Annotated in this window: 23 protein-coding genes and 8 pseudogenes; 14 read left to right on the forward strand and 17 right to left on the reverse strand. The window is 68.7% G+C overall.

Annotated elements, in window-relative coordinates; all coding sequences use genetic code 11:
• Positions 1-212: 212 nt before the first annotated feature.
• Positions 213-1,127: a transposase family protein gene (locus tag OG524_RS02665; protein WP_405393186.1), complete on the reverse strand. Its 915-nt coding sequence runs from the start codon at positions 1,125-1,127 to the stop codon at positions 213-215.
• A gap of 75 nt (positions 1,128-1,202) precedes the next feature.
• Between OG524_RS02665 and OG524_RS02670 the strand changes: the two are divergent.
• From OG524_RS02670 to OG524_RS02685, 4 genes and pseudogenes are all read left to right on the forward strand, one after another.
• Positions 1,203-1,514: pseudogene (locus tag OG524_RS02670) on the forward strand (transposase); the annotation flags it as partial.
• Positions 1,515-1,555: 41 nt separating this feature from the next.
• The gene (locus tag OG524_RS02675) at positions 1,556-1,951 is read left to right on the forward strand and encodes a GNAT family N-acetyltransferase (protein WP_405808862.1); all 396 of its coding nucleotides are present in this window, start codon (positions 1,556-1,558) and stop codon (positions 1,949-1,951) included.
• 198 nt (positions 1,952-2,149) lie between these two features.
• Positions 2,150-2,287, forward strand: a complete 138-nt coding sequence (locus OG524_RS02680; RefSeq protein ID WP_405808863.1) for a hypothetical protein — start codon at positions 2,150-2,152, stop codon at positions 2,285-2,287.
• Positions 2,287-2,442, forward strand: a complete 156-nt coding sequence (locus tag OG524_RS02685; protein WP_405808865.1) for a hypothetical protein — start codon at positions 2,287-2,289, stop codon at positions 2,440-2,442. Before OG524_RS02680 ends, OG524_RS02685 begins: the two co-directional genes overlap by 1 nt.
• A gap of 133 nt (positions 2,443-2,575) precedes the next feature.
• Here OG524_RS02685 and OG524_RS02690 read toward each other — a convergent pair whose 3' ends face one another.
• Positions 2,576-2,896 carry an integrase core domain-containing protein gene (locus OG524_RS02690; protein WP_405808867.1) on the reverse strand — a complete coding sequence of 107 codons (321 nt, stop codon included), beginning with the start codon at positions 2,894-2,896 and terminating at the stop codon, positions 2,576-2,578.
• Positions 2,893-3,342 (reverse strand): annotated as a pseudogene (locus OG524_RS02695) (IS30 family transposase); the annotation flags it as partial. The pseudogene OG524_RS02695 and the gene OG524_RS02690, both read right to left, overlap by 4 nt.
• On the opposite strand from OG524_RS02695, the gene OG524_RS02700 reads away from it, so the two are divergent.
• Complete coding sequence (locus OG524_RS02700) at positions 3,331-3,507, forward strand: hypothetical protein (RefSeq protein ID WP_405808869.1); 177 nt, start codon at positions 3,331-3,333, stop codon at positions 3,505-3,507. The pseudogene OG524_RS02695 and the gene OG524_RS02700 sit on opposite strands and share 12 nt — an antisense overlap.
• Before the next feature lie 14 nt (positions 3,508-3,521).
• On the opposite strand, the gene OG524_RS02705 is transcribed toward OG524_RS02700, so the two are convergent.
• Complete coding sequence (locus OG524_RS02705) at positions 3,522-4,115, reverse strand: DUF402 domain-containing protein (RefSeq protein WP_405808870.1); 594 nt, start codon at positions 4,113-4,115, stop codon at positions 3,522-3,524.
• Between the two features lie 342 nt (positions 4,116-4,457).
• On the opposite strand from OG524_RS02705, the gene OG524_RS02710 reads away from it, so the two are divergent.
• Both OG524_RS02710 and OG524_RS02715 read left to right on the forward strand, forming a co-directional pair.
• On the forward strand, positions 4,458-5,129 hold the full coding sequence (locus OG524_RS02710) for a pyridoxal 5'-phosphate synthase (protein ID WP_405392576.1): 672 nt from the start codon (positions 4,458-4,460) through the stop codon (positions 5,127-5,129).
• Positions 5,130-5,210: 81 nt separating this feature from the next.
• Positions 5,211-5,462 (forward strand): transposase, encoded by a 252-nt coding sequence (locus OG524_RS02715; RefSeq protein WP_405808872.1) that lies wholly within the window; start codon positions 5,211-5,213, stop codon positions 5,460-5,462.
• A 429-nt stretch (positions 5,463-5,891) separates the two neighbouring features.
• Here the strand turns inward: OG524_RS02715 and OG524_RS02720 are convergent, their stop codons facing one another.
• From OG524_RS02720 to OG524_RS02735, 4 genes are all read right to left on the reverse strand, one after another.
• Positions 5,892-6,824 carry a GlxA family transcriptional regulator gene (locus tag OG524_RS02720; protein ID WP_405808874.1) on the reverse strand — a complete coding sequence of 311 codons (933 nt, stop codon included), beginning with the start codon at positions 6,822-6,824 and terminating at the stop codon, positions 5,892-5,894.
• Complete coding sequence (locus OG524_RS02725; protein WP_405808876.1) at positions 6,821-8,014, reverse strand: trans-sulfuration enzyme family protein; 1,194 nt, start codon at positions 8,012-8,014, stop codon at positions 6,821-6,823. The genes OG524_RS02720 and OG524_RS02725 overlap by 4 nt, the downstream gene beginning before the upstream one ends.
• Positions 8,011-8,484 (reverse strand): rhodanese-like domain-containing protein, encoded by a 474-nt coding sequence (locus tag OG524_RS02730; RefSeq protein ID WP_405808877.1) that lies wholly within the window; start codon positions 8,482-8,484, stop codon positions 8,011-8,013. The genes OG524_RS02725 and OG524_RS02730 overlap by 4 nt, the downstream gene beginning before the upstream one ends.
• A gap of 96 nt (positions 8,485-8,580) precedes the next feature.
• Entirely contained in the window at positions 8,581-9,603 is a 1,023-nt protein-coding gene (locus tag OG524_RS02735; protein ID WP_405808878.1) for a helix-turn-helix domain-containing protein, read from the reverse strand.
• 663 nt (positions 9,604-10,266) lie between these two features.
• Between OG524_RS02735 and OG524_RS02740 the strand changes: the two genes are divergently transcribed.
• Both OG524_RS02740 and OG524_RS02745 read left to right on the forward strand, forming a co-directional pair.
• Positions 10,267-10,488 carry a hypothetical protein gene (locus tag OG524_RS02740; RefSeq protein WP_405808880.1) on the forward strand — a complete coding sequence of 74 codons (222 nt, stop codon included), beginning with the start codon at positions 10,267-10,269 and terminating at the stop codon, positions 10,486-10,488.
• Positions 10,489-10,575: 87 nt separating this feature from the next.
• Positions 10,576-10,767, forward strand: a pseudogene (locus OG524_RS02745) (PaaI family thioesterase); the annotation flags it as partial.
• Positions 10,768-11,045: 278 nt separating this feature from the next.
• Here OG524_RS02745 and OG524_RS02750 read toward each other — a convergent pair.
• The 3 genes from OG524_RS02750 to OG524_RS02760 all read right to left on the reverse strand — a co-directional run bounded on the left by OG524_RS02750 (position 11,046) and on the right by OG524_RS02760 (position 13,543).
• The gene (locus OG524_RS02750; RefSeq protein ID WP_405392569.1) at positions 11,046-11,399 is read right to left on the reverse strand and encodes a hypothetical protein; all 354 of its coding nucleotides are present in this window, start codon (positions 11,397-11,399) and stop codon (positions 11,046-11,048) included.
• Between the two features lie 1,014 nt (positions 11,400-12,413).
• Positions 12,414-12,929: a putative immunity protein gene (locus tag OG524_RS02755; RefSeq protein ID WP_405808896.1), complete on the reverse strand. Its 516-nt coding sequence runs from the start codon at positions 12,927-12,929 to the stop codon at positions 12,414-12,416.
• Positions 12,926-13,543 (reverse strand): putative immunity protein, encoded by a 618-nt coding sequence (locus tag OG524_RS02760; RefSeq protein ID WP_405808897.1) that lies wholly within the window; start codon positions 13,541-13,543, stop codon positions 12,926-12,928. The genes OG524_RS02755 and OG524_RS02760 overlap by 4 nt, the downstream gene beginning before the upstream one ends.
• Positions 13,544-13,631: 88 nt before the next feature.
• On the opposite strand from OG524_RS02760, the pseudogene OG524_RS02765 reads away from it, so the two are divergent.
• A pseudogene (locus OG524_RS02765) lies at positions 13,632-14,174 on the forward strand (MerR family transcriptional regulator); the annotation flags it as partial.
• 165 nt (positions 14,175-14,339) lie between these two features.
• On the opposite strand, the pseudogene OG524_RS02770 reads toward OG524_RS02765, so the two are convergent.
• Positions 14,340-15,098: pseudogene (locus OG524_RS02770) on the reverse strand (sensor histidine kinase); the annotation flags it as partial.
• A 2-nt stretch (positions 15,099-15,100) separates the two neighbouring features.
• Here OG524_RS02770 and OG524_RS02775 point away from each other — a divergent pair.
• Positions 15,101-15,223: pseudogene (locus OG524_RS02775) on the forward strand (IS256 family transposase); the annotation flags it as partial.
• Between the two features lie 102 nt (positions 15,224-15,325).
• Positions 15,326-15,598, forward strand: a pseudogene (locus OG524_RS02780) (IS5/IS1182 family transposase); the annotation flags it as partial.
• Between the two features lie 9 nt (positions 15,599-15,607).
• Here the strand turns inward: OG524_RS02780 and OG524_RS02785 are convergent.
• Entirely contained in the window at positions 15,608-16,585 is a 978-nt protein-coding gene (locus OG524_RS02785; RefSeq protein ID WP_405808899.1) for a winged helix-turn-helix domain-containing protein, read from the reverse strand.
• Positions 16,586-16,674: 89 nt separating this feature from the next.
• On the opposite strand from OG524_RS02785, the gene OG524_RS02790 reads away from it, so the two are divergent.
• Positions 16,675-17,943, forward strand: a complete 1,269-nt coding sequence (locus tag OG524_RS02790; RefSeq protein ID WP_405808900.1) for an MFS transporter — start codon at positions 16,675-16,677, stop codon at positions 17,941-17,943.
• A gap of 363 nt (positions 17,944-18,306) precedes the next feature.
• Here the strand turns inward: OG524_RS02790 and OG524_RS02795 are convergent, their stop codons facing one another.
• From OG524_RS02795 to OG524_RS02810, 4 genes are all read right to left on the reverse strand, one after another.
• A complete protein-coding gene (locus OG524_RS02795) occupies positions 18,307-18,654 on the reverse strand; it encodes a MerR family transcriptional regulator (RefSeq protein WP_405808902.1) in 348 nt (115 codons plus the stop codon).
• 446 nt (positions 18,655-19,100) lie between these two features.
• A complete protein-coding gene (locus tag OG524_RS02800) occupies positions 19,101-19,934 on the reverse strand; it encodes an alpha/beta fold hydrolase (RefSeq protein WP_405392563.1) in 834 nt (277 codons plus the stop codon).
• A 101-nt stretch (positions 19,935-20,035) separates the two neighbouring features.
• A complete protein-coding gene (locus OG524_RS02805; RefSeq protein WP_405392562.1) occupies positions 20,036-20,875 on the reverse strand; it encodes an alpha/beta fold hydrolase in 840 nt (279 codons plus the stop codon).
• 604 nt (positions 20,876-21,479) lie between these two features.
• Entirely contained in the window at positions 21,480-22,649 is a 1,170-nt protein-coding gene (locus tag OG524_RS02810) for a serine hydrolase domain-containing protein (protein WP_405392561.1), read from the reverse strand.
• A 540-nt stretch (positions 22,650-23,189) separates the two neighbouring features.
• Here OG524_RS02810 and OG524_RS02815 point away from each other — a divergent pair.
• A pseudogene (locus tag OG524_RS02815) lies at positions 23,190-23,653 on the forward strand (DUF5707 domain-containing protein).
• Positions 23,654-23,663 lie beyond the last annotated feature (10 nt).

A 23,663-nucleotide genomic window follows, 5' to 3' on the forward strand; every position in this document is an offset into this window, starting at 1 on the left:
GATCTGCACTGTCAGAGACCGGATCTGCTCACCGGAACGGGACGGAGCGACAACTCACACCTCGATAGCTGCATCGGTCTTCGGAACAGCCCCGAGCATGCCCACTGATCATGCTGCCGCACTGGGAAACTCCAAGATCCCCGACAGAGTCAAGCTTACGAGTTGGTGCGTGATAGCGGGTGAGGCGTGCTGGTCCGTTGGAGGACCGCTGTTCAGGTTTGAGCGGTTCGGTCGGAGACGAGGCCGGCGATGGCGCGGTAGGTGTCGGGCAGGCGGTCGCGGCGATGGGTCCAGCGCGTCAGTTGCTTCCAGCGTTTGTGATCGGCGAGGGCGTGTTCGACGGTGATGCGGTCGGAGGAGTGCCCGTGGCGGTCGCGTTCCCACTGTTCGACTCTGCCGGGCAATGCTCCAGGGCGGGGTTTTCTGGGCGGTGTGATCGCTTGCCCGCGGTGGTCACGGCTCAGGCCGAGGTAGCCGTCGTCCAAGAGGACCTCGACGTCGGGGAAGTGCTGGAAACAGGCGGCGATGCCCTCGTTGCGGGCGGCTGTGGCGTCGTGCATACGTCCGGGACGCAGGGCGTCGGTCCATAGCGTGCGGCCCTGCCAGTCGGCTATCACGGTGGCTTTCATCGTGTTCTGCTTCTTCTTGCCCGAGACGAACGCACGGCGTCCGCCGCGGTTGGCCGGCGGCCTGCGGACCTGGATCTCGGTGGCGTCCAGTCGCAGCTCGACGCCTTCGGCCTGGGCATAGGCGAACACATCCGTCAGCGTCCGAAGACGCAGACCGGGACGGTCGGGGACCGCGCACCCCCGCTCGGCCAGGAGTGTGCGTATCTCTGCGATCGCGCGGGTGATGGTGGAGCGGTCGACGCCGAACAGCAGGCCCAGCACCGAATGCGGCAGGTCGTGCCGCAGATGGATCAGCGTAGCCACCAGCCGGTCGATGAACACCAGCTTATGGCGGGCGCCGGCACCTGCGGCCCGCTTCCGGACTCCTCCTCGTGCAGCATGGCGTCGACTCTCGAGTTCGGCCCCCCACGGAGCAGCCAACTCCTCGACAAGACACGCGAGATGCTCGCGAGAGATCCCAGTGAACAGCTGATGCGCCAGCACTGTCCGATTGACCATGATCACCACACCCGGATCATGCCACCTGCCTGGCGCGACGCCTCACCCGCTATCACGCACCAACTCGTAAAGCACGTCCGGGCCAACTGTCCCGAAATCGATGCACTCACCAGGCACGTCCGGTCCTTCGCCACCATGCTCACCGAGCGCCAGGGCGAGCTCCTGCCGGACTGGCTCACCGTCGTGAGACAAGACGATCTCCCTAGCCTCCACACCCTCGCCGCGGGCATCGACCGCGCCCGTGACGCCGTCATCGCCGGCCTGACCCTCCCCTGGAGCTCGGGTGTCGCCGAAGGCCATGTCAACCGGATCAAGATGCTCAAGCGCCAGATGTTCGGCCGTGCCGGCTTCCATCTCCTCCGGAAGCGGGTTCTCCTCGCCCAGTAGTCGATGCGGACCAAGTACCCTCTGGACACTAGGATCTGGACGTGGCGATCAAGTATGAGTGGCAAGGCGACTTCGACAACGCATCCCTCAACAGATTGCACGCCGACGGTTTCGGCTCCCCGGTCGCTCAGACCGACTGGCAAGCACGGCTTGAGCGCCACAGCCTTGGCTGGGTCTGCGCGAGGGAAAACGGCAATCTGATCGGATTCGTCAACGTTGTCTGGGACGGCGGAGCACACGCCTTCATTCTGGACACGGTGATCGCCCGGCATCTTCGGTCGAGAGGGGTTGGCGCCGCGCTTGTTGCAGTCGCAGCCAAAGAAGCCCGCGCCGCGAAGTGCGAGTGGCTCCACGTCGACTTCGAGGAACATCTGCGCTCGTTCTATTTCGACGCCTGTGGCTTCCGGGAGACAGCAGCAGGGCTGATCGCCCTGTAACACCACGGCCCGACCCCCTCAGCCCCGGTGCACACCGCCCCACTCATTCCCAGCTGGCACTCACCGTGTCGGCACCACAAAACCTGAGCCAGAACCGAAACCGGTGAACAAAGCCAGCGGGTGCGGGCACCGCCGCGAATGGCGTGCGGAGCAGCCGCCTTGAGGGCGGTGCGGCTTGCCGTGCGGGTGCGCGCCGGCGTGGCCCAGGCATCGGGGAACCAGATGCTGGCGTACTTCTCGATGGCCTCGCGCAGGCCCGTGGTGTCGGCCCCCTCCCATGAGGGCTGGCCCGGTCTGGCGTACGTGATGTTGAAGGTGTCCGGCATGTTGCTTTGATGCAGCTGGCCTTCACGGCGACGGAAGGTGTCGTGGTCGGCGAAGCTGAGTGCTACGGCATCGATCCTGCCTCGGTCCGTGTGCATCACTGCCAGGCGCAGATCGCCGTACGTATTCCTGTACATCGTGTCTGTGAAGCTGATCTGCAGACGTAGCGGTGAGCCTGCGATGGGGTGGCGTAGTAGGTGTTGCCTACGGTCGTCCCGCTGGGGAAAGGGAGTCGGAGTTCGGCAAAGAATTCCGGGGTTCGCAAGGACAAGGTGAACCGTTCCGGATTCGATAGAGACTCTAGATTGTGGCTGTGACCTGGGGTTCTTGCGTGTTCTGGTAGTGGGTGGCTTCGTATTCGGCGGGTGGGACGTGTCCAATCTCACCGTGAAGCCGACGGTGGTTGTACCAGTCGATGTACTCAGCGGTGGTGGCCAACTCGACGTCGCTGAGCGCCTTCCAGGGCCGTTGCGGCTTGATGAGTTCCGTTTTGTAGAGCCCGATGGTCGATTCCATCAGGGCGTTGTCGAGGGCGTTCCCCGACAGTGCCGATGGACGCGGCGATCTGCTCGGCGGCCAGGTGGGTGGCGAGACGGAGACTGGTGTACTGCTTGGACTCAACCGGTCGTCGCAACACCAGCTTCCTGGAGGGATAGTAGGTGCTCGTTGAGGGCTTCGGCGGGGGTCTTCCAGGCGAGGGTTTTGCGGGGGCGGTTGTTGAGGGTGAAGGCGACGGCCTGGAGCTCGTCGATGCCCCAGCGCGACAGGTCCCTGCCCTTCGGAAAGTACTGCCGCAGCAGACCGTTCGTGTTCTCGTTGGTGCCGCGCTGCCAGGGACTGTGGGGGTCGGCGAAGTAGACCTGGAGTCCGGCATCGACGCGGAGCTGGGCGTGCTGGGCCAGTTCCGTGCCCCGGTCCCACGTCAGAGACCTGCGCAGTTGCTCGGGCAAGGTCGTGATGGTGGCGGTGATCGCGTCTTTCACGGCCTCGGCGCCGCGGCCGGCCAGCGCGGGCCCGTTCTTGGTGCGTGGTTCGGTGCCGAAGCCTTCCATCCGGTGCAGGCGGACGGCCGCACCGACACCCGGCTCACCCTGCTCGGTCCGCCGAGCGAGGGAGTCATGTTCTTCCAGCTGGGGGCACTACGGCCGCATCAGAACCATCACGTGACGCAGGACATCCTGCTGTGGCTGAAGGGGTTCTGGCCGGACGTCACCGCGCCGGAGGGCCGGTGAGCGAGGGCCACCGTTCACCGGAGGGTGCCCGGCCCGATCGGGCCGGGCACCTCCCAGTCCTCCGGGGGGCGCCAGTCACGCCACCGCTCCCACCAGGGGGTTCCGCGGCTGACCAGATCCGTCACATCGGCCGCCGCGCGGCGCACCTGGGCTGCCTGCTCCGCGGAGAGGGCGCCGCTGCGCTCCAGGGCGTGGAACTCCTCGACGTCCTTCCATAGGGAGGGGGAACCGTCGCCCGGGATCCAAAGGTCGAGTTCGAGATCGAGGGTGTCGAAACCGTGTACGCCACGCCGCAGGGGCTGCTGGAAGTTCACGTACCACCCCTCGAAGGCGTCGCCACTACGGCGTTGCCAGACCGCGTAGGTGTCGGAGGCGCGCTGGATCTGGAGGACACCGTCGGACTGCCAGACCGGGTCGTGCAGGCTCCAGGGGTGCGGCCCCCAGCTGAACTCACCGGCGCCGAAGGTGAGCGGGGTGCGCTCGGAGAGGTAGACGGCCACCAGATCACCCTCGTCGGCGACCACCCGCACCGGGTAGAGCAGCCATTCCCGGCCGTCCAGCATCTCTCGTCTCGCGACGACCTGCCCTGGAGTGAATCTCGCCTGCATGGGACGACATTACCCCTTTCCGATCATGGTTCTGCCGCAATCCGGCCATCCCGTCGTACGCTTCATCTGGCCTGCTGGCGGCCGTAGTTGGTCTTCGCTGTGCGGATGAAGTACGTTTCCGGAGGTCTGCGCCCCGCGGACCTGCGCGAACCCCGCTGTGGCCGGCCCGCCGGGGGCCCGCGCCCCTGCGCACGACCCGCTGCCGGTCGCGACGTGCCCCTCGCCGCCGGGGCGGATCCGGCCGGACGCACGGCATGCTCCGCCGGGCCCTCCCGGAGCCGCCCGGTACCGTTCACCCCGTCCTTGAAGATCCTGCGAACCCCGAGTGGAGAAGCGAGACACATGGCCACTGAGCAGAAGTCACCCACCGTGCGTGAGGTGCTCCGGAGTCTTGACGTGTTCGCCGGCGTCCTGCCCCGGTTCGGTCCGCAGGACACCCCGGACACACCGCAGGACCTGTTCACCGAGTGGCTGACGGAGGCCATCGCGGCAGGCGTGCGCGAACCGCACGCCATGACGCTGTCGACGGCGGGGCAGGACGGCACCCCGTCGGCCCGGGTGCTACTGCTGAAGGACGTCGGCCCGGCGGGCTGGAGCTTCGCCTCCCACGCGGCCAGCCCCAAGGGCCAGGATCTGGCGGCCACTCCGGCGGCCGCTCTCACGTTCTACTGGCCGCTGCAGGCCCGCCAGGTGCGGGTTCGCGGCGCGGTGGCGCCCGAGAGCCCGGAGCTCAGCGCCCAGGACTTCCTCGCCCGCTCACTGGGGTCCCGCGCGGAGGCGCTGGCCGGTATGCAGAGCAGGCCGCTGGACGACCCGAAGAGCGTCTCGGCGGCGACCGAGGAGTCGCTCTCCCGGCTGGAACGCGAACCGGACCTGGTGGTGCCGGAGTGGACCCTGTACACCCTGGCTCCTCACAGCGTCGAGTTCTGGCAGGGCGACAAGCAGCGCAAGCACACCCGGCTCACCTACCTCCGTTCCGACGACGGCTGGGACAAGCAGCTGCTCTGGCCGTGACCCCCGGCGCCTCCCGACTGGGCTTGATCCGCTTTGACGGACATTCGAGATCAGGGGTCCAGCCCCGGGAGGATGTCCATCATGGAGAGCATGGGGAAGAAGAAGCCTCGCCGCCCTCGCCGTTCGTTCACGCCGGAGTCCAAGGCCGAGATCGTCGGGCTGTGCAGACGAGGCGACCGCTCGGTCGGGCAGGTCGCCAAGGACTTCGAACTGACCGAGACCGCGGTGCGGGACTGGGTCAAGCAGGCCTTTCTTCATGCCCGCCGCCGGGACTGCCGGCCCAACCACTCGTCAGGTTGGAAGAGCTTCCATGTCTCGAAGGACCTGCATTGACTCTTCAGGGATGGATTGAGGTATCCATCCGTCGATTCTATCGACTTTCCGGCGAGCGGCTGGGAACACCTCATCCGCGACGCTTTGGACACGGTCACGCGCGTCCTCCTGGCCCCACGGGTGACGCTATCGAGAGTCAGGCCGACAGGAAAAGCGCGGCCAGGGGCACGTCCCGCCAGGCAACCCCGGTCCGGTACTTCCCCACGCTCCCGTTCAGCACCGTTCGGCCGTCCAGCCGCGGACGGCCCGGCCCTATGCCGATTTTGGCAGCAGAGGTTCCAACAGCTGCCAATCAGCGTCGGAAAGTTCATGACGGCGTATCACCCGACCATGATCCATCACTCAAGATCACTTTGACGACACCGCCTAGGAGCCGGTACGGAACGTGGCGCGGTAGGCGGTGGGGGTAGCTCCCACCTGGCGCGCGAACTACAGTCGGAAAGCCTCGTGGGTACCGAAGCCGACGCGTTCGGCGATCCGCCCCACCGCCAGGTCGCCGGTCTCCAGCATCTGCTTGGCCCGCTCGATGCGCTGCTCGCTCAGCCACGTCACGACGGTGCGGCCGGTGACCTCACGGAACTTCCGGCTCAGGGAACGCACACTCATGTGGGCGTGCGCGGCCACGTCGCCCAGCGTGAGCGAGCGGTCGAGGTTCTCGCGCATCCAAGCCAGTGTGTCGCCGAGACCCTTGGAGTCCGAGGTCCCCGCGCGCGACGCGAACTGGGACCGGCCGTCGTCACGGTGGGGCGGGAACGCCAGGATGCGGGCCGTCCGGTCGGCCCGTTCGGTGCCCAGGTCGCGACGGAGGATGTGCATGCAGAGGTCCATGCCGGACATCACTCCGCCCGAGGTCAGCACCTGGCCGTCGTCGATGAAGAGGTGGTGGTCGACGACCCGGACATCGGGGTGCCGCTCCTGCAGCAGACGCGAGAACATCCAGTGTGTGGTTGCCCGCCGCCCGGTCAGGACCCCTGCCTGGGCCAGGGCGAACGCGCCCGTACAGATGCTCACCATGCGGGCGCCCCGCCGGCCCGCAGCGCCGATCTGAGCCAGCAGTTCCGGATCGATCGGTGCCGTCGGGTCACCCATGCCCGGCACGATCACCGTGTCCGCCTCGGTCAACGACTCCGGCGGCCGGACGTCCCTCATCGCCATCCAGTTGCCGAGTGCGCCCGCCGTACCGGCCGCCCCGACGAGCTGGGTCTCGTAGGGGGCCAGGTCCAAGTTGGGCAACGGCCGGTCGAGATCCGGCTTCGGGCCGAACACTCCCATCGGCACGGCCAGGCCGAGGGGAACCAGATTGGGCAGGACGACCAGGGCGACCCGATGAGGCGCCTGCTCGCCGGGCCTCTGCCCGGTCACATTCTGTCCAGCGCGGTGGTGAAGTCGGCCAGCAGGTCGTCCGGGCCCTCCAGCCCCACGGCGACACGAACAGCCCCTGGGGAGATGCCCGCCGCGGCCAGTGCGGCATCGTCGAGCTGGCGGTGGCTGGTCGAGGCGACGTGGGACACACCGGTGGCCGTCCCGCCCAGCGAGGTGACGATGTGGCACAGCCGCAGACTGTCGCAGAGCCGCAGAGCCGCGTCCTTCCCGCCACGAGGAGTGAGGGTGACGACGCCACCGAACAGGCCAGGCGCCAGAACGGCAGCCGCACGAGCATGGTCCGGATGCCCGGGCAGGCCCGGATAGTCGACCGACTCGATCGCGCGGTGTGCCACGAGTCCTTCCGCGAGTCGAGCGGCGGTCCGGTTCTGCCGCTCTACCCGCAGCGGAAGGGTCTGCAGCCCCCGTAGCAGGAGGAACGCCTCATCGGGTGCCAGCGAACCACCCAGATCCGTGCGCAGGGCGCGCACGTCTTCCAGATGCCGGCCGTCACCGACGACGACCCCTCCCGTGGCATCGCTGTGTCCGCCGATGTACTTGGTGGCGGAGTGCACGACCAGATCCGCGCCCAGGGACAGCGGGCGGCACACCACCGGCGTGGCGAACGTCGAGTCGACCACCAGCAGCGCTCCCCCGTCGTGTGCCACCGCGGCAAAGGCGGGAATGTCCGCCACCCGCAACGTCGGGTTGGAGATCGTTTCGCACCACACCAGCCGGGTGGTCGCCGTCATCGCCGACACTGCTTCCTGCGGTGAGTCGACGAACGACACGCGGATCCCCCAGCGGGGCAGCACGCGCGTCAGGACGTGGTGCGTGCCGCCGTACAGCTGCCGCTGCGCCACGATGTGGTCTCCGGAGGAGAGAAAGGCGAGCAGCGTGGTCGTGATGGCGGCCATGCCCGAGGCGAAGGGCTGGGCCGCCTGACCTCCCTCCAGTGCGGCAACGGCCCGGGCGAACCCGTCGCTGGTGGGGTTGTCGATCCGGCTGTACGCGTAGCCCCGGGTGTGGTCCTCCATGACCGCGGCAAACGTGTCCGAGGAGTCGAACGTGAAGGTGGCGGTGCGGTGCACGGGAGTGGCCGTGGGCCGGCCCAGCAAGCCGGACCGGTGTTCCGGTGGGTGGACGGCGCGGGTCTGCAGCGCATCATCGTCCCTATGATCCCGGCTCATCCAGCCTCTCCCTCGGCCGAAGGAGCGGACACGGAGCCGGTCAACGGGTCCGGCCGGCTCCTGACCATGCCCGTGCGCGTCTGCACGGGCAGACCGCGGCGCACCCAGTACTCGTAGCCGCCCAGCATCTCCTTGACCGGATATCCGAGCAGGGCGAACTGTTCGGCGGCACGGGTACCGGAGTCACAGGCGGGCCCCCACCCGTAGGTGACGACCACGGCGGAGACGGGCACGCGGCCTGCCGCGTCCGTCGCCACGGACGTGGCCCGCATCGGGACGGCGCCGGGCAGATGCCCTTGCCGCCAGTTCTCGTACGGCCTGGTGTCGATGATGACGAGGCCGTCGACACCGGCCTCCAGATCGGCGGCGACGTCATGGACGTCGGCGTGAACCGCCAGCTGCGCTGCGAAGCGGGCAGCTACGGCTTCGGTGTCGCCGGACGGGGGAAGAGCACGTTTGACCAGGGACATGGGTGGATCCTTCGAAAGTGCAACGGGACGCCGAAACGGCGCCTTCCGTGATCCTCCGATGCCTGGCCCTGCCTCCGACAGTGGCGAAATTGCTGGTTACCGTGCAATTCCCGCCACATGGAGAGCAGCCGGAGCCGACTGCTTCCCGTGCGCGAAGGCCCTGCGGTACGCGGTCGGAGAGGTACCCATAACCCGATGGAAGTGATGCCGGAAGGTGGCGGGGCTGTCGAATCCCACCGCGGCCCCCACCCTCTCCACAGGGATGTCCGTACCTTCCAGCAACGGCAGGCCGGCGCGGATCCGCTGATCGACGAGCCATCTGATCGGGCTGGTGCCGGCGCGCTTCTGGAAGTGCCGCACGAAGCTGCGCTGGCTCATGTTCGCCTGCCCGGCCAGATCGTCCAGGGTGACAGTATCCGTCAGGTGCTCAAGGGCCCAGCCCATCGCCCGGCCCACCGCATCGTCCTGCCTGGGCGCCGGCACCGCGGCGTCGATGTACTGGGCCTGCCCGCCCTCGCGGTGCGGCGGAGCCACCATGTGCCGCGCGACCGTGTTCGCCGCGACCGCGCCGAAGTCGGTCCGCACAATGTGCAGGCACAGGTCGATACCCGCCGTCGAACCGGCGCTGGTAAGGACTTGGCCGGAATCCACATACAGCACGCTCGGGTCCACCCGGACCGCGGGATAGCGTGAGGCGAGAAGTGGTGCGAACTTCCAGTGCGTCGTGGCATCCAGCCCGTCCAGAAGCCCCGCGTCGGCGAGGGTGAACGCGCCCGAGCAGATGGATACGATGCGCGCACCTCGCTGGTGGGCGCGTCGCAGAGCGTCCCTTACCTTTTCCGGCGTCGTTCCCAGAACGTCAGCGCCGGGCACGATCACGGTGTCGGCGAGATCTAGCACCTCCAGGCCGTGATCGGCCTCCACCGTCATGCCGCCCGCGATCCGGAAAGGACCCCGGCGAGCGGCACAAACCCGCAGCTCGTACCAGGGGAGATCCAGCTCGGCGCGTCGCAGCCCGAAGATCTCCACGACGATCCCGAGCTCGAATGGAGCCATCCCGTCGTAAACCAGGGCCGCGATGACATGAGAGCGCCCGAAGGGCGCGTTGTCAGTGTCCACAATGAGCCAGGCTACGTCCGTCGTCACGCAGTCCAGACGATGTCCCGTGTTGCGTGCGCAACACCCACGTACGCCCAGCAGGGCCTGGCGGACGTCGTCGTGGACGGCCAGGTCCCAGCGCAGCTTCGTCCTCACTCAATTCGCGGTATGCGTGCAGTGGTAGCCATCCGAGGGCATCCACTCGCCGGTCCTTGCCGCTCTTGAACCGGTTGAACGCGACCGAGTCCGCGATCAGCGATTCCGGGCCCTGGTCATTCGCGTACGCCTCATGCGCTCTGCACTCCACAGCGCCTACTCGTAGTCGAAAACCTCGGTAAGCGGAAGGAACAGTCGGCATTGAGCCGGGCCCCGCCCGTCACCGGGCCGTCGTCGTACGCCCCCGCCGGAACCCGCCCGCCAGCTTGCAGCCCGGCCGCGACCTGCGATGCGTCGACGGCCTCGGACAGGATGACTCCTCTGTGAGTGTCGCAACCATTTGTCGTTCAGACCGCGATTCCAGTACCTGTACGGGGTTCGTTTGCGGCCCTTCCGGTGCTTCTCAGCGACCGAGGGCCGGTCGATCGCCTAGAACCGCGACAACAACCGCTCACGAGATCGGCGCCAGGAGGTCTCAGGGCGACTGAGGGGCGAGGTGGGGTCGCAGCTCGACGCTCTTTTGTCACGATGCTGCTGCAGGCACGGAATCTGACCCGTTGGTTCATCGGGTCAGGTGCAGTTCTCATGGCGGTGGGGGCGCCGACTGGCTCGGCGAACGCGGACGAGACGCACTCCAATTCGCACAACGCCCCCCGCGTGAGCTTTATTCAGACCGGGCACATCGACGACCCGCTGGAAGACGTGCTGGAGCACGCGGCGATTCTCGGCGCGACCTACGTCTTCGACTGAGTCAGGACCCGTACACCGCGCGCAGCCCGTCAGCCGGATTCCTGGCCAGCGGGCTGCTGAGCATGTGAAATGCGACAACCGCCCCCTTACACCTCTCTCGACCTGACCGTGAAGTTCCTGCGGCCGATCACCATGGACACGGGCCGGGTGCGCGCCATCGGTACGGTGCTCAATGCCGGTCGTCGGATCGCTCTCGCCCAGGCTCAGCTGGTCGACGCGGAGGACCGCCTGCTCGCCCACGCCACGAGCAGTTGCATGCCCTTTGCGGCGAACGCGTAACACCGCAGGCGGGCTCTTCGCGGCGACCGCGTACCACCGCAGGCGGGGCACGAAGCGACCGAGCCGGTACAGGCCGATGCGCCGGGGGTCCGAAGGGGCCAGAGGCTCCACCATGGCTACGCGAATCTCACAGGTACGCGTGTGATGATCAGGGCCTCGACCAGGGACTTGTTCTCGTCTCGGATGGCCAGTACGGCTTCGACGTGCTGACCGGCCCCGCCTCGACCTTCCGGTCCAGGTAGCGCATACCGGGCAGGCGAAGGGCGCTCACCCCTCGGTCAGTCGTCCTTCCGGTACTTGACCGCCATCACCGCGAGTCCCCCTCCGGCCAGGGCCAGGGTGCCTCCGATGACGACGACGACCCACCCGAAGAGGTCCTTTGCTGTGTCCTGCCGGTTTGCGGCCTCCTCGGCACCGAACGTGTCGGTTGTCCTGCCGGAGGACCGGGAGTAGCTCTCACACGTCTGGCCCTCCTCCATGATCTGGCCACCGCAGAGCGCCGGCGGCTCGTCGACGATCATGTCCTTGCCCACCAGCCCGACCCAGATCCCGGCCGTCAACAACACGAGCACGATGACGGACACGCAGCCCCACTGGCCAACTTTTCTCTCCGGGTTTCCTGTCGTGGTCATGGACGCCTTGCCTTCCAACTCATGCCTGGCACTGGGGAGTACGGCAGAAACAGCTCCCCGCGAGGTGGGAAGCGCTCACTGACCGCGGCCTGGCGCAGCATCACTGAGCCTCTCCCGGGGCACTGCGAAACCGATGAAATTCTGCTGAAACCAAGGACGCTTCGGCAGCAGGGACGCGAGGCGACTTCGGGGCGCGCCCGGCTGGCCTCAACCTGCGTGTGCCTCCGTGCTCAGGGGCGGAGATCCTTGGCTGCGGAGGGAGCGCCGTCGCACATCACAGCAGGCGGTTCAACGGCTCGCGACATAGCTGTTCGAAGCACCGAAGGTCCCCCATCTCCCCAACCCTCCAGCCATGCCGGACAGCCGCGCGACCCCGCTGTCGTAGTCCGAGGCAAGCCGGCCGGGCCTCCGTACCGGCCAGCTCCCTTTCGCAACAGCTCCGCACGTTCCTCCTGCTCAAGCCGCTGCCGCACCCCTCCACGTCAGCACAGCCGTCATGCCGCGGAACCTACGGCGCCAGCCGCCGGGCACTCCCCCGGAACGGGCCATGGAGGTCGACCCGATGGGAGCACCGGACGGCGTCCGAGGCGAAGCCCGGGACATCGGCTCACCTCCGCTCACGCGGAGAGCACGGAACCGTCGGTGCCATCGGCCTCATCACCCGCTGCTCCCCTCCCGTTCGCGCGGCGAGCACCAGGTCGACGGATGGGCTGCGGTAGATTCCCGCGGACGCGAGCCGCCTCAACCGCGTCGGCCACTACACGCCTCCCCTCCGTTTCGGCGCGACCGTCCCCAACAGGTCAGCGCAGCGCCTGCGAGCCGACGACCGCGAGAAGGCGGCAGTCTGTCGTAGCTCTCGCTGCCCGGCACCACGGTGTATACGGCCATCCGGTGCGGATGATCACCCTCTGCAACCACATCCCCGACCTCGAACGGCTCCGCGTCCCCCGCGTTCCCACACAACTGGACGGTGATCCCGCTGGGCCGACCACGAGGGGCCGTGCACGTTCGGCTTCAGCAGTCGAACACCGACCAACAGATGTCGTTGCGCAGCCGCTGGTCATCAAGTACCAGCTCGCGGATCGCCCCCGGGAGCTGATCGCGCTGCCACTGGCACTCGAGTCGTCCCGCACTCTCGCTCTCGCCCTCCGGTGCCGCCGCACGTGCGGCCTTGATCGCATAGGCGGCCGCGCCGAGCTCATGGGCGGCGACATGGGCGACGGCCCCGGCCTGCCCGGCGGCGTACGCGGCATGCCGTGCTGCCCCACGCAGGTCTCTGGCTGCCCCCATCGCATGGCCGCCCGCCGCGCGAGCCTGCATCATCTTGACTTCACCACGCACCCAGGCCCGGGCATGCTCGATCGCCTGACTCGGTCGCGGGTCCCGAGGCCGGGCCGATCCGAAGAGGCCAAGGACGTGCTCTGCGCAGGCGGCAGCCCATAGAGCGAGGAGACGGTGATCCGCATCAGTGAGAGTCCCACCGCGGCGGATCGTCACGAAGCGAGGGTCGCGGACCTTCGGGAGGATCATGACGTGCACTCACTCCCAGCCACCGCATCGGTGCCGCTCGCTGAGGTGTGCCCCGGCGGCCGGTCAGCCGCCTGGCGCAGGGAATGATCCAGAGTGCGCATCAGCCGGGCGGCACGACTGCTGCCGCCTGTCGCGGGCGGGTAGCGGCAGAGCACATCGATGAGCACCGGTGACGCACGCTGCCGCGACCGTTCCAGCAGGGCATCCCCGATTGCGGGATCGCCGCCCGCCGCCATCTCCCCGATGCACGCAGCACTCGCGCAGGCCCGCAGCACGTGGCCGACCTGACCGGCCTGGGCGATGGGGTGCAAATATGCGGCCGCCGCGGCGTCACCGGCGGATCGCGCAGCCAGTCGCGCGGCTTCGGAGGGCGCCGACCGGGCGGCCCGATGAGCGTCGAAGGACGTGACGCGTTGCAATCTCGTCCTGTTGGCACCGCCGATGAACACCCAGGCCGCATCGATCGCCGCACGGGGGCGCGGATCATCGGGAACAGCCTGCTCAAAGACCGACAGGACGTCCTCTGCGTGCCGGACCACGTAACGCGCCACGACGCGCAGCTCGCCCATCGTCAGTTCGAAGTCTCCGGACACGGTGTGCGTGCTCTTTGCCATACCTCTGAATCGTAACCTTGAACGCCGGGTGGAGACTCTGCGACGAATACTCCGCTCACCTACGTCGGAACCCTCAATCGGAGGTCACATGCGGCCCGTGGACCTAGCCCGCCGCCACGGCCTCTCCACGCAGTCGGTCCGCAACTACGAGGACGCCGGCATCATCCCGCCGGCCCACCGCAGCCGGACGGGGTACCGGGACTACACCGCCGCCCATGCCGCCGGCCTCGCCGCCTACCTGGCGCTCGTCCCTGCCTTCGGCTACTCGACGAGCCGACGCATCATGCATGCCGTCACCGGCGGCCAGATCGACGAAGCACTGGAGTACGTCGACGACGGGCACGCACTCCTGGCTCGCGACCGCAACACGCTACGAACCGTCGAAACCGCGCTCTCACACCTCGAAACCGCAACCCCGGATGCGGCGACCAGCGCTCGAACGCCCCACAGCATCGGTGAACTCGCCCGCTACCTCACGCTCAACCCGGCCACCCTGCGCGCCTGGGAACGCGCTGGAGTCCTCACGCCACAACGTGACCCACGCGGGCACCGCCAGTACCTCGCACAGGACATACGCGACGCCGAACTGGCGCACCTGCTGCGCCGGGGAGGCCAGCCCCTGGACACCATCGCCACCGTCCTCGGAGAACTCCGCGTCGCCGGCAGCCTCGATGCGCTGGCCGGAGCCCTGGAAGGGTGGCGGCGCGACCTCACGTCCCGCGGTATGGCCCAGCTGTACGCCGCCGGTCAGCTCTCCATCTACCTCGACTCCTTGGACGGCTCGGCAAGAACTGGCTCAGCCCCGGAGCAGAGTGAGGGTGCCTCGGTGGCGGTGGGCCAGGTCGCGGGCTATGGCCAGGCCCAGGCCGGTGCCGCCGTGGTCGCGGGAGCGGGCGTCGTCGAGTCGGACGAACCGTTCGAAGATTCGCTCGGCGTCCTCGGTGGGCACGCACGCCCGGTCCGTCGTCGTGCACTGTGAGGACGACCCAGTCGTCCTGGTTCCGGACGGTGATCTGGATGCGGTGTGCGGCGTGGCGGGCGGAGTTGTCGATGAGGTTGCGCAGCAGGCGTTCGTATTCGTCGGGATTTCCGTGTGCGTGTGCGGGGGCGGTGCTGTCGCAGGTGAGGGTCAACGGTCCTTCGGCGAGGGGGTGTTGCTCGGTCAGCCGGGTGGCCAGGGCTGTCAGGTCGACGGTTTCGGGGCTGGTACGGGGGTGTGGGTGTCCAGGCGGGCGAGGAGCAGCAGGTCTTCGGCGCGGGCGTGGAGACGGCGGGTCTGTTGTGCGGCGGTGGTGGCCGCGGCGGGCCAGTCGGTGCGTTCCGGGTGGGCGAGTGCGACTTCCAGGCTGGCCGGCAGTGTGGTGAGGGGGCTGCGTAGTTCGTGGGCGGCATCCTCGACGACGCGGCGTTACTGGGCGGCGGCGCTGTCGAGGCGTTGGAGGGTGGTGTTGATGGTGGTGGCCAGGGCGGTGATCTCGTGTCCCGTGGCGGGGACGGTGACGCGTCCGCGGGGGTCGCTCGCGGTGACGGAGGCGGTGAGTACGTGGATGGCTTCGCGTCGAGTCCGCGCAGGCGCGCTGGCGGGCGGTGAACGCTCCCCATCTCGTCGCCCTTGTCCGCGCCGGAGCCCGCTTCGAGGGCGGCCACCTTGTCGAACGCTCCGAGACCCTCGCGGCGTGATCGAGGCCGCGAGGATCGGAGCGACCGTCAGGCGAGGGACTACTGCATGCGGGACTGCTGCGGGTGTTGGCGCGCAGGGCTTCTGTGAACCACGTGTCAGCGCCCCGACGTCCGCTGCCCGACCGCGGTTACGACCACAACGTCTACCGCCGCCAGGTCCGTGACCTGGACATCCGCCCGCTCATCGCCCGGCGCGGCACCAAGCACGGAAGCGGCCTGGGCAAGAACCGCTGGGTCGTCGAAGCGGCCTTCGCACTTCTGCGCTGGTTTCGCCGACTCCGTATCCGCTGGGAGATCCGCGCCGACATCCACCGGGCCTTCCTCACCCTCGGCTGCGCAATCATCTGCTGGCGGCGCCTCAAAAAACAGTGCTGATCCGAGCCCTCAGCCCGAACCGGCGACCAGCGCCTCGCCGAGCGGGGTGCGCCGGTAGAGCACCGACCGTCCGGACCGGGCGCGGACGAGCAGCCCCGCGCCTCGCAGGATGGCGAGGTGGTCTCCTACCGCGCCGGGTGCCATGGCAAGGCTTCGGGCGAGGTGGCTGGTACTGGCCGGGGCGTCCAGCGCCAACAGCAGGCGGGCTCGGGCCCGGCCGACCAGAGCGGTCAGCGCGTCCCGTTGGGGGACGGTCTCCTGTTCGCCCCACAGGGCGGCGGTGCCGCGGGCACGATAGATCAAGGTCCGGGGCCAAGGGTCTTCCAGGTGGGCGGCGATATGCCCGACGAAGACCGAAGGGATCAGCAGGAGCCCGTCGCCGACGAGGCGGACTGTTCCGCCTCGGAAGAAGCCGATCTCGATTCCGCCGGCGCGCCAGGCGATGCCCGGGTGCAGGCTCTCGATGGTCGTGGCCCAGCCGTGTTCGCCGATCACGCCCACCCGGTGCACGACATCGCGCTCACAGATCGCGCGCAGTTGCGGCCAGTCCGTGGCGAGCAGTTCGTGCCATGCCTGCTCCATCGCCTCGGCGATCCTGGAGACGGCGTCCGGTGAGTCCAGCACTGCGCGTACGCGGGGATCGCGGGCGGACGGGCCGGTCGCAGTGGTGGCGAATTCGTGGCGGGCCGCTTCCAGCGGTGTGGCCCGGATCATGGCCAGGTCGTCCGCCCAGGTCTGGTTGAAGCCGCGCGGGGGCGGGGCGACGAAGTTCGGTCCGCCTTGCGGGGTCTGCATCGCGAGGACGGCGTTCAGTTCGGTCTCGCGGCGAAGCCGTTCAAAGGCCGGCAGGAGCCGGGCGGCCCAGGCTCGCGGCAGCGGCCGCTCCTGGCCGGCGAGCGAGCGTAGCAGCAGGACGAGGTCCATCGCGGGCGACATTGCGAAACGGCTGCGCAGCAGGTCCTCGACGGAGACTTCGAAGCGGAGCACCCTGCCAGGCTACCGCGGGACGTCTGTTCAGATTCGTCCAGCGACGAATCATTGGTGAGTGGTGTGGGCCCACGGCGAGGCTGGGCGTCATGACCCCAACCGCCGAACCCGCGCAGGTCAACCACCGTGCCACCTACCGGGAGGTGCTGGCCGAGCCGCGATTCCGGCTGCTCTTCTCGACCCGCACCGTCGCGATCACTGCGGACTCGCTGCGGATCACCACGTTCTCGGTGCTGGTCTTCGCGGCCACCGGCTCCGCGCTGTTGAGCGCACTGGCCTTCGGCATCGGCTTTCTCCCGCAGTTGTTCGGCTCGCTGCTGCTGGGCTCACTGTCCGACCGACTGCCGCCCCGCGCGCTCATCGCCGGCGGCTACGCCTTGGAGTGCGCCGCCGCCCTGCTGCTCGCCCTGGTGCGGATGCCGATCGCGGTAAGTCTCAGTGTCGTGGCGCTGGTCGCCCTCGTCACACCGGTGTTCAGCGGCGCGTCGAGTCGGCTGGTCGCACAGTGGCTGGAGGGCGACGCCTATGTGCTGGGCCGTTCACTGAACAACATCGCTGCCTCCGGCGCGCAACTGTTCGGTCTGGCGCTGGGAGGTGCGGCCGTCGCGGCACTCGGCCCGCACCGGGCGCTCGCGGTAAGCGCCGCCCTCTACCTCGGCTGCGCGCTCGCTATCCGCGTCCGGCTACCCCGGCTGCAGCTGGGAGAGTTCGGCGGCACACCCGGCAGCGCTCGGGGCGACGGCGGGGCCGTCCGGGCAAGCCTGCATGGTGCCGGCCTGCTGCTGCGCGGACGCACGGTACGACGACTGATGCTGGCCCAGTGGCTACCGCCCGCGTTCGTAGCGGGCGCGGAAGCCCTGATCGTCGCCTACGCGGGAGGACGCCACTTCGCGCCCGGCTGGTACGCGGTGCTGATGGGCTGTCTGCCGGTCGGCATGCTTGTCGGCGACCTGCTGGTGGGTCGACTCCTACGGCCACCCACCCGGGAGCGACTGGTGGTCCCGTTGATTGCGCTGATGGGGCTGCCGCTGGTCGGCTTCGCTGCCGAGCCCGGAGTGGGCGTCTCGTCCTGTCTGCTGCTGCTCTGCGGCTTCGGATTCGCCTACGGTCTCGGCCTGCAACGGCCGTTCCTGGACGCTCTGCCGCAGGATGGCCAGGGCCAGGCATTCGGTCTGCTCGGCTCCGGCGGCATGACGCTGCAGGGCGTCGGGCCGGCCTGCTTCGCCTCGGTGGCCGCAGCCATCGGAACAGGCGGCGCAATCGCCCTGGCAGGCGGCGCGGCGGCGCTTACCGCCGGCTGGATCCTCACCTGGCGCCCGCCCACCTCCCCGGCCCCCGCCCCGAACTGCTCAACGTGATCGGAGAACGGCACCGAACAGCATGCACGTAGTTCTCCTGCGCAGTAACCGCCGCCGGTCGGGTCGGCCACGAGCCGGCAGGCACCCCACCCCCACGTCTCTCTGGCAGACAGGCATTCCCGACAGCAGGGACCTTGACCAGCCAGCGCGGTCCCTCGCCGGCGAGGATTCGGCTCTTCTCCCCCAGGGTCTCGGCGGCCAGGGTTCGCCAAGGCGTCCCCGCCACCGCGCCTCCGTACCGACTCCACGGTCCTCACCACGTCCTGAACAGCGGCAGTGACCGCGGCGCCGGCGGCGTTCCAGTCGTAACGGTCGCGCCCGGAGGGCGGGTCCGGCACCGGCTTCGACACCACGGTCGTCCTTTCACGTGGCGCAGGACCGACTCGGGAGGCGGAGCGAGGAGTTCGCGCGCGCGTCTCCGATCGCCTCGTCCCGGGCCTGACGCTGCCGTCGCATCGCCGTCACGTGCTGCCGCAAGAGGATCAGTGCCTCGTCCGGCTGGTCGAGAGCGCGTCGGACGAGCGTCACGCTCATACCCGTGCCACACAGGACAGTGATCAGCAGGGCCCGTTCGACCTGCCCGAACCTGTAGGAGCGGTAGCCGGTCCGCTCGTCGACACCGGCCGGAACGAGCAGGCCTTCGGAGTGGCAGTACCGAGGTGTCCGCGCCGGCAGGTCGCACATCTCGCCGAAATCGCTGATCGACAACATGCCATCCTCGGCCTTGCAGCGGCTGCAAGGTCCAGTACCGAACCCGTGCCACGTGGAACGCGGCACGGGCTGTCACCCCGCGCCACGTCGAGGTGCCCACGGCGAACGGTGTACATGCGGGCCCTCACCCGTGATCCCCGCCCCGATACCTGCCGGTGGTGTCCGGTGACCCACCTCGACGCCCCACCCCCCTGCCGTCTCCGGCGAGACGCCCGCCCGGCCATTCGGACGGGCGTCTCGCCGGAGAGTCTGGCCGGACAAGGTCCCTGCCCGGCTGACCGGTCGTACTGCCGCCGTGGTGCGCGTCGACCACTGTCGTCGGCTCGACGGCATGTCTCGCGCGGTTCACGGTCCTGCCGTGCAGCGGCGGGAGTACGGCTCAGCTTCCCGCCCGATGCGTAACCGGCCGCGTGCCACCTCGCGGGAGGTGAGGCGTCGGCCGCCGGTCACTTGGCGAGGAACGCGAGGAGGGCTTCGGAGACTTCCCGGGCGTGGGTCCACAGCAGGCCGTGGGGTGCACCTTCGATGACGACGTAGTCGGCCTGCGGGAGAGCCTGGTGGAAGAGCTCCCCGGTGGCCTCGATGGGCAGGATGCGGTCGGCGGTGCCGTGCAGGATCAGTGCCGGGACGTCGATCTTGGGCAGGTCGGCACGGAAGTCGGTGGACCAGGTGGCCACGCAGGCCAGGGAGGCGTACGAGGAGGCGCCGGCGGCGACGTTCCAGCTGTTACGGACGGCTTCCTCGCTGATGCGGGTACCGAGGTTCTCGTCGAGGTTGTAGAAGTTCTCGTAGAACTCGGTGAAATAGGCGTAGCGGTCGGCGGTGACGGCACCTTCGATGTCCTTGAAGATGGTGCCGTCGACGCCGCCGGGGTTGTCATCGGTCTTGAGGAGGAAGGGCTCCAGCGAGGCGAGGAAGGCGGCCTTGGCGATCCGGGCGGAGCCGTAGGTCCCCAGGTAACGGCCGACCTCACCGGTGCCCATGGAGAAGCCCACCAGAACGGCGTCGTTGAGGTCGAGGGTCTCCAGGACTATGTTCAGGTCGGCGGCGAAGGTGTCGTAGTCGTAGCCGGTGGTGGGCTGGCTGGAGCGGCCGAAACCGCGCCGGTCGTACGTGATCACGCGGTAGCCGGCCGACAGGAGTGCGGCGGACTGCTTCTCCCAGGAGTGGCCGTCGAGCGGGAATCCGTGGATCAGCACGACCGGCTGCCCCGTGCCGTGGTCTTCGTAGTACAGCTCGATGTTGGTGGAGTTTTCGTGGTCGACGGTGATGAACGCCATGGTGGTTGCTGCCTTCCGGTGTGAATGCGTCTGATGGTGAAGTGCCCGATCGGGCACGGCTGTGCGATGAGGTGCGACGAGCGACAGGGCCGAGCCGTCGGTCATCGGACCGTGCGGGCCGCCTGCTCGACGATGCGGGTGACGGCCTCGGGGCGGGATACGGATACCGCGTGCGACGCGTCGATGGTCGTCGTGCGGGCCTTGGCGCGGGTCGACATGAAGCGCTGGGCGGCCACGGGGATGTTGCGGTCCTCCGTGGTGACCAGCGACCAGGACGGGATCGTCTTCCAGGCGGCCTCGGTGGACCTCTCCTCCAGAGCGGCGGCGGCGACGGGACGCTGCCCGGCCGCCATGATCCTGGCCTTGTCCGCCGGTACGTCGGCGGCGAACTGGCTGCGGAACTTCTCCGGCTTGATGTACACGTCCGCGCCCTGACCACCGTCGGGCAGGGAGTAGTTGACGGACTCGACGGCCTGGCCGAGGGTGCTGCCGGGGAACTTGTCGGTCAGTCCGATCGAGCTCTCGCCCGTGTCGGGCAGGAACGCCGCGATGTAGACCAGCGCCTTCACCTTGTCCTCGAGGCCCGCGGCGGCCTGGCTGATGACGGTACCGCCGTAGGAGTGCCCGACCAGGACCACGGGTCCGTCGATATGGTCGAGGATGCTGCGCAGGTAAGCAGCATCGGTCGCCGGACCACGCAGCGGGTTGGCGGCGGACACCACCGGGTAGCCGGCGCGCTGCAGCCGGGTGACGACACCGTCCCAGCTCGCGGCGTCGGCGAACGCGCCGTGTTCCAGCACGATCGTCGGACGTATCGAGTGGTGGGGTGCCGCGCCGGCTGCAGGGGGCAGGGTGACGGCGGCGACGGACAGTCCTACGGCCGCGGTGACACCGAGCAGCGCGGATCTGCGGCTCGGACGGACGAGGCGGGTGATGCGCATGCGTGGAATCCCTCTTGGTTGGTTGATGGCCCTCGACGGACCGTGCAAGCGAAGTACCAGGTGCGTCCGGGGAACGGGGCCCCGAGTTGCTTCGCCGGTGACTGAGTTGACGTGCGTCCGTCTGCGCCGCGTGAGCAGCACGGATCGGACCGCTGGTGGGCGGCAGTCGGCAGCGGCCCGGAGAGCGGTTGCCGGGATGCGGCCCGAGTGGCCCTGAGGCATTGCCCTCGCCCGGTCGCCGGGTGAGGAGCGTCCTTCGTCCTGTCCTACGAGGGGGCGACCGAACCGGTTCACCCGATAACGGACTGTTCGTTCGCGGACATTGCAATGGCTGTGCGGGGCGCCGCGGACAGCGGTTTCCCGACGTGATCGAGCCTGTGGCCGAGGAGATGCCGCGGCGCGCACGCTTCGGGACGATTGCCGCGTCGCACCGTGGTGCGGACGTTCTACCTCTCCATCGTTCTCGGTGCCCTGGTCAACGCCCTGGTCATCGGGTGGTGCGCCCGGCGCCCTGCGGCGGGGGCGCACCCCGGAGACGGCGCCCTGACCCACCGGGCCGACAGCGCCGCGCACGGAGCCCCCGGCCGAGCCCGCGGGTTACACCTCAGCCGGTGGACTCCAGGACTTCGTAGACGTGCCTGAGGTAGCTGTGGGTGCGCTCCGAGCCGAGGATCCCGTCGCCCACCCGGTTCATCGTGTACGAGAACGTGACGCGCCGGTCGAGGTCCATCAAGACGATCGAACCGCCCCGACCGACCCAGAAGCAGATCCTCCCGGTGGGCATGTGCGGCATCGTCCTCGGATCGGCGAGTGCGTAGCCCATGCCCCAGCGGACGGGGACGCCCAGGAACAGGTCGACCCCGTCGGCCTGGACGTCGAACACCTTGTCCACCGTCTCTGCGGAGAGAAGCCGGAGACCGTTGATCCGGCCGCGCCGTGAGATGACCGAGAGGGCACGGGCCAGGCCCCGTGCGTTGCCGTGCCCGTTGACGGCTCCGAGTTCGGCGGAGCGCCACCGCGAGGTGTCGACGTGCTCGTCACGTGCGGGGCTTCCGAGCAGCGTCCTGGTGAAGATCCCGTCGGGATCAAGACCGGTGGGTATACCGGCGAGCTGCGAAGGGGCCACCAGATCGGCGATGCGCGGCCAGTCGGCCCGGCGCGCACCGATCTGGACATCGGCTTGCGTCGGCTTGGCGATCTCCGTGTCGACGAACTCCCTCAGGGTGCGGCCACTGACCCGCCGGACAAGCTCTCCCACCAGCTGTCCTTGAGTCTGCACGTGGTAGCCCGAAGCGGAGCCCGGCTCCCACCAGGGTGCCTGCGCGGCCAACCGGGCGCTCGCGGTGGGCCAGTCGTACAGATCATCCATGGAGAAGGGCTGCTCCCAGCCGGAAAGTCCCGAGGTGTGGGCCAGGACGTGCCGCACCTCGATGTGCTCCTTTCCCTGGGCGGCGAACTCGGGCCAGTAGTGCGCGACCGGGCGGTACAGATCCAGTGCGCCCCGGTCGACGAGGACGAGAGCCGCGAGATTGGTGAGGGTCTTCGTGGTCGACCACATGCTCACCAACGTGTCCCGGTGCCACGGCACGGTCCGCGCTTCGTCCGCGTGGCCACCCCACAGATCGACTTCCATGACCCCGTCCACATCGACGGCGATCGACGCCCCCAACTCCTCGCCGGCTTCGAGGTGCGCGGCCAGCGCCGCTCGAACCGGTTCGAACCGGTCAGTGCTCGTTCCCTCGACGACCATGTTCTTCTCCACTCTGGACGACAACCGTTCGCTCACTCAACGGGCTGAAATCCACAGCGGTTCATGCATCGCCGCAGGTCATGACATCTGCTCACATGCCGCTCCCGCAAGGGCCGGTTACTGAGCCCGTCCGCAAGGCTCTCGCTCTGCTGTGCTATCCCGGAGCGGACGCGTGCCGGACGCGCTCTTCACGAGCCGTTCGGACCCGGACAACGCGGGCTCCCGTCTGCGGGTTCGCGGGCAACGGCGACCTGTCGGTGGACGGGCGGGAGATTTCTCCACCTGGTTGCACACGACGATCATCCAGCCTCCTGAGGACCGGACCGGACCGGGCCTCGGGCCCCAGTCTCGAAAACATCGGGGAGGCAGCCCCGGGGCAGCTCCGCAGACGGTGGCACCGTCCTTTTCGCCCCTCTCTCCTGTCCGAATCGCCAGGCACACCACGCCGGCTCCCGCATGAACCAGGAGAACCTCCCATGTCCAAGAGCGTCCTTCTCTCGTCCCTCGTCCCTCGTCGCCGTCGCCGTCGCCGTCATCGGCGCGGTGACCGCCGGTGGCCTCGCCATGGCCTCCCCCGCCACGAAACCGACCGTGAAGGTTGACTCGCCCCATTACGTAGCTCCGACGGGCAGCCACGCCGGGTCGCTCACATTCTCGGCAGAGGTGCACGACGCCTCGGGCGTCCGCGGCCTCAAGGTCCTCGTATGGCCGGCGATGCCGAGCTCGATCCGACCGAGGCGGAGATGCGCGACGTGGAGAGCGCCACGTGCCGCAGCACTGCTGACAGAACCGCTCGCTGCGTCTACTCACGGAAAGTCGGCGCCAAGCCAAGGAGGCGGCAGAGCTGGACCGGGGCACCTGGTACATCTCGACGCCGGCGACGGCAAAGGACGGGGACACCGTGTTCCTGCCCCACCCCGCCATCTTCGACCTGCCCCACACCGCCATCTTCGACCTGGCCCGCTGACCCACCACCGGCATCCCGGGCGGCGGGGCTCCCTCGTCACGTCGGCGCATCGCGCAGTTGACAAATCCTGC

This window comes from Streptomyces sp. NBC_01520, from assembly GCF_045040375.1.
Lineage (GTDB): Bacteria > Actinomycetota > Actinomycetes > Streptomycetales > Streptomycetaceae > Streptomyces.